This window comes from Microbispora sitophila (assembly GCF_014892245.1).
GTDB classification, from domain to species: domain Bacteria; phylum Actinomycetota; class Actinomycetes; order Streptosporangiales; family Streptosporangiaceae; genus Microbispora; species Microbispora siamensis.
This window is the reverse complement of the sequence record NZ_JADBGC010000067.1, coordinates 1-2,858: the sequence shown is the minus strand read 5'-3', so window position 1 is coordinate 2,858 and position 2,858 is coordinate 1. Positions and strand designations below refer to the sequence as shown.

Below are 2,858 nucleotides of genomic sequence, written 5' to 3'. Positions count from 1 at the left end.
CGTAGACGCGCAGCTCACCGGCGCTGGTCGAGGTCCACTGCTGGTTGTTCTGGCCGTTGCAGTCCCAGATCTGCACCTGAGCGCCGTTGGCCTGCGACACCCCGCTGACGTCCAGGCACCGCCCGGACCCCACACCCTTGAGGGCGCTGGTGCTGCCCGACGGTGACGACGGGGAGGGTGAGGGTGTGGAGGTGCCGTTGCGGACTCCGGCGGAGGCCATCACGGACTGGGCGCCCGCGGGCCACTGCCCGTTGGTGACGGTCACGTTGTTGTTGACGATGTTGCCGCGGTCGCCGTTGGTGATGTTGGTGCTGCCGTTGGTCGACCAGTTGCCGGTGACGGTGAAGTTGCCCATGTTCTCACCGCCCCAGTAGTTGGCGGTGGCCCAGGTGCCGGTGTTGGAGAAGACGTTGTTCCTGACGGTGTAGTACTTGGAGCCCTCATCGAAGTAGAGCCCGAACCAGCCGTTGGTCCGCAGGCAGTAGTTGTCGCTGATCAGCGCGTTCGGGTTCCACGACAGCGTGTAGATGCATCCGCCGTCGGTCATCTGCTGCATGACGTCGTGCACGTAGTTGCCGATCAGCTTGTTGCCCGACGCGGTGGTGGGCGTGGTGTAGCGCGGCTGGTAGTTGTACAGACCTCGGTTGGCGTACTGGGTGCTGCCGCCGGGCTCGTTGGCGCCCCACCCGTATCCGATCGACATGCCGGTGTAGGGCATGTTGTAGACCTCGTTGTGGGACACGTCGGTGGTGGTGACGTAGGTGGTCAGGACCGAGACGATGCCCCGGTAGTCCAGCCCGAGGTCGTGGATGCGGTTGTCGGTGATGGTGATGTTGCGGTTGACCATCCGCGGGTCGCTGGGGTGGTGGGCGTCGGCACGCACGCCGCCGACCACGACGCCGCCGGCCGAGCTGCGGGCGATCTCCGACCGGGTGACCGTGATGTCGCTGGCGCCCAGGCCGACACCGCTGGCGTGCGCGTTGGCGTCGTTGCCGATGCCCACGGCCGTCTGGCCCAGGTTGACGAACTGCGAGTCGGTGAAGGTGATGTGGTCGGCCGCCGACACCTGCACCGCCGCGGGCATCTGGGACCAGTTCGGCCTGGTGGCCTCGAACTGCTGGCAGCCCTCCTGGCAGGAGTTCGGCAGGTCGCTGGGCCAGTTCCAGTTGCCCGCGATGTAGGCGCCGGTCTGCTGGTCGGCGAAGCCCTGGTTGCTGCTGGGTCCCAGCCAGCTGGTGCCGGCGAAGGTGATGCCGCTGAAGGTGATGTGGTGCGCGGGCGCGTCGTAGGTGCCGCCGACGTTCACCAGGGACTGCAACACCGGCAACTCCACGCTGGTGCTGCTCATGTTCTGCCCGGCGAGAGGGATGTAGGAGAGCACGCCGGTCGTGGGGTTGATGTACCACTCACCCGGCGAGTCGAGGAACTCGTAGGCGTTCTCGATGTAGAGCGGACCCGCCCGGTGCGGGCTGGTGAACACGTCGTAGCCGAAGATGTTGTTGTTCCAGCTGGGCTGCTGCATCGTGATGAAGTTGCCGCTGATGCTCTGCACCCGCACGTACCGGTCGGTGAACGAACCGACGCTCTCCAGCTCGACCCGGTTCTGACCGGCCAGGTTGTTCAGGTAGCTCAGCGCGCTGTTGCCGAACCTCAGCCCGGAGCCGTTGGCGGTGAAGTCGGACCGGTTCACCTGCGTACGCGCACGCGTGGCGAGGGCGCCGTTGACATACAGCTGCCGGGTGTCGATCCCGGCGCCGACGTTGGCCTGCCAGATGTTCTTCGCCTGGTCGGCGAGCGTCCAGCCGGTGACCGCCCTGGCGCCGCTGATGACGGGATGCGCCGACGGGGCCGCCTGCCACACGACCTGATATCCGTTGGTGCCGGAGTCGGCGGCGGTCAGCCGTAGCGGTGAGGAGAGCCGGTACACCCCGTCGGCGAGTTGCACGACGATGTCGCCGGACATGGAGCTGTTCTGCGACCGCACCGCCGTCTGCGCGCCCGACAGCGAGCACGGCTGGGCGGACGAACAGGTGCTGCCGGTGCCCGAGGGCGAAACGTAGAGGGTCGTGGTGGCGGCGTGGGCCGCGGTGGCCGATGCGACGACTGCCATCGCCGCGGTCAGCGCCGCGATGACGAGACCCACCAGAAGCGGTCTCAACACCGCGACCGGTGGGGACGGATGCTCAATCCGATCGGTCACGTGCTTCTCCATGATGGTGCGGCCTCACGTGCACCACGAGGGGGTCGGGGTGGAGTGAGGTGATGGAAGCCGACGTGGCCGACCACGGTGCCGAGGCATGCGACGCGCCTCCACACACCCGCCGTGTGGTCCAGCCGCAGGAGCCCGGAAGAAACGTCCTCCGGGCGCTCAGGTACCAATTACGGTGCGAGCACCGAGGCCCGTCAAGACCTTAAGAACACTTAATTTTCACGGCAGGCATGTAATCGTCATGTCGTTGTAACGATCAGAACTGTCTGATCAGGGGAAATCCACACGGGCACTCCCGCGCGGGCGTACCGCCTTGTGTGAATCGCGACGATGTTTCGTACTCACGGTGCCACGTCCCGGACGGTCCGCGGGTGACACGGCCCACAGAGTCATACTCTTGCAGGGAGCGGCGAGGAGGAAGCACGGTGACCGACACTCAGCGTGAGGGCGGATACCGGCCGGGCTATGAGGTGGCGGCCGAGCAGGTGCTGGAGCTCATCGCCCGGCTGGGCCTGCGGCCGGGCGACCGCATGCCGACGGAAAACGACCTGGCCCGGCAGCTGGGAACCAGCCGCACCGTCGTCCGCGAGGCCGTGAAGATCCTGTCCGCGCTCGGCCGGGTACGCGCCCAGAAGGGCCGGGGCCTGTA

The 2,858-nt window shown here is 66.9% G+C and carries 2 protein-coding genes; one reads left to right on the top strand and one right to left on the bottom strand.

Annotation, left to right across the window (positions count from 1 at the left end):
- Nucleotides 1–2,200 (bottom strand): RICIN domain-containing protein (locus IL992_RS48835; protein WP_319019259.1); only part of this gene is annotated, 2,200 nt, incomplete at its 3' end.
- Between the two features lie 434 nt (nucleotides 2,201–2,634).
- Here IL992_RS48835 and IL992_RS48830 point away from each other — a divergent pair.
- On the top strand, nucleotides 2,635–2,858 hold a 224-nt coding region (locus IL992_RS48830; protein WP_193209471.1), incomplete at its 3' end, for a FadR/GntR family transcriptional regulator.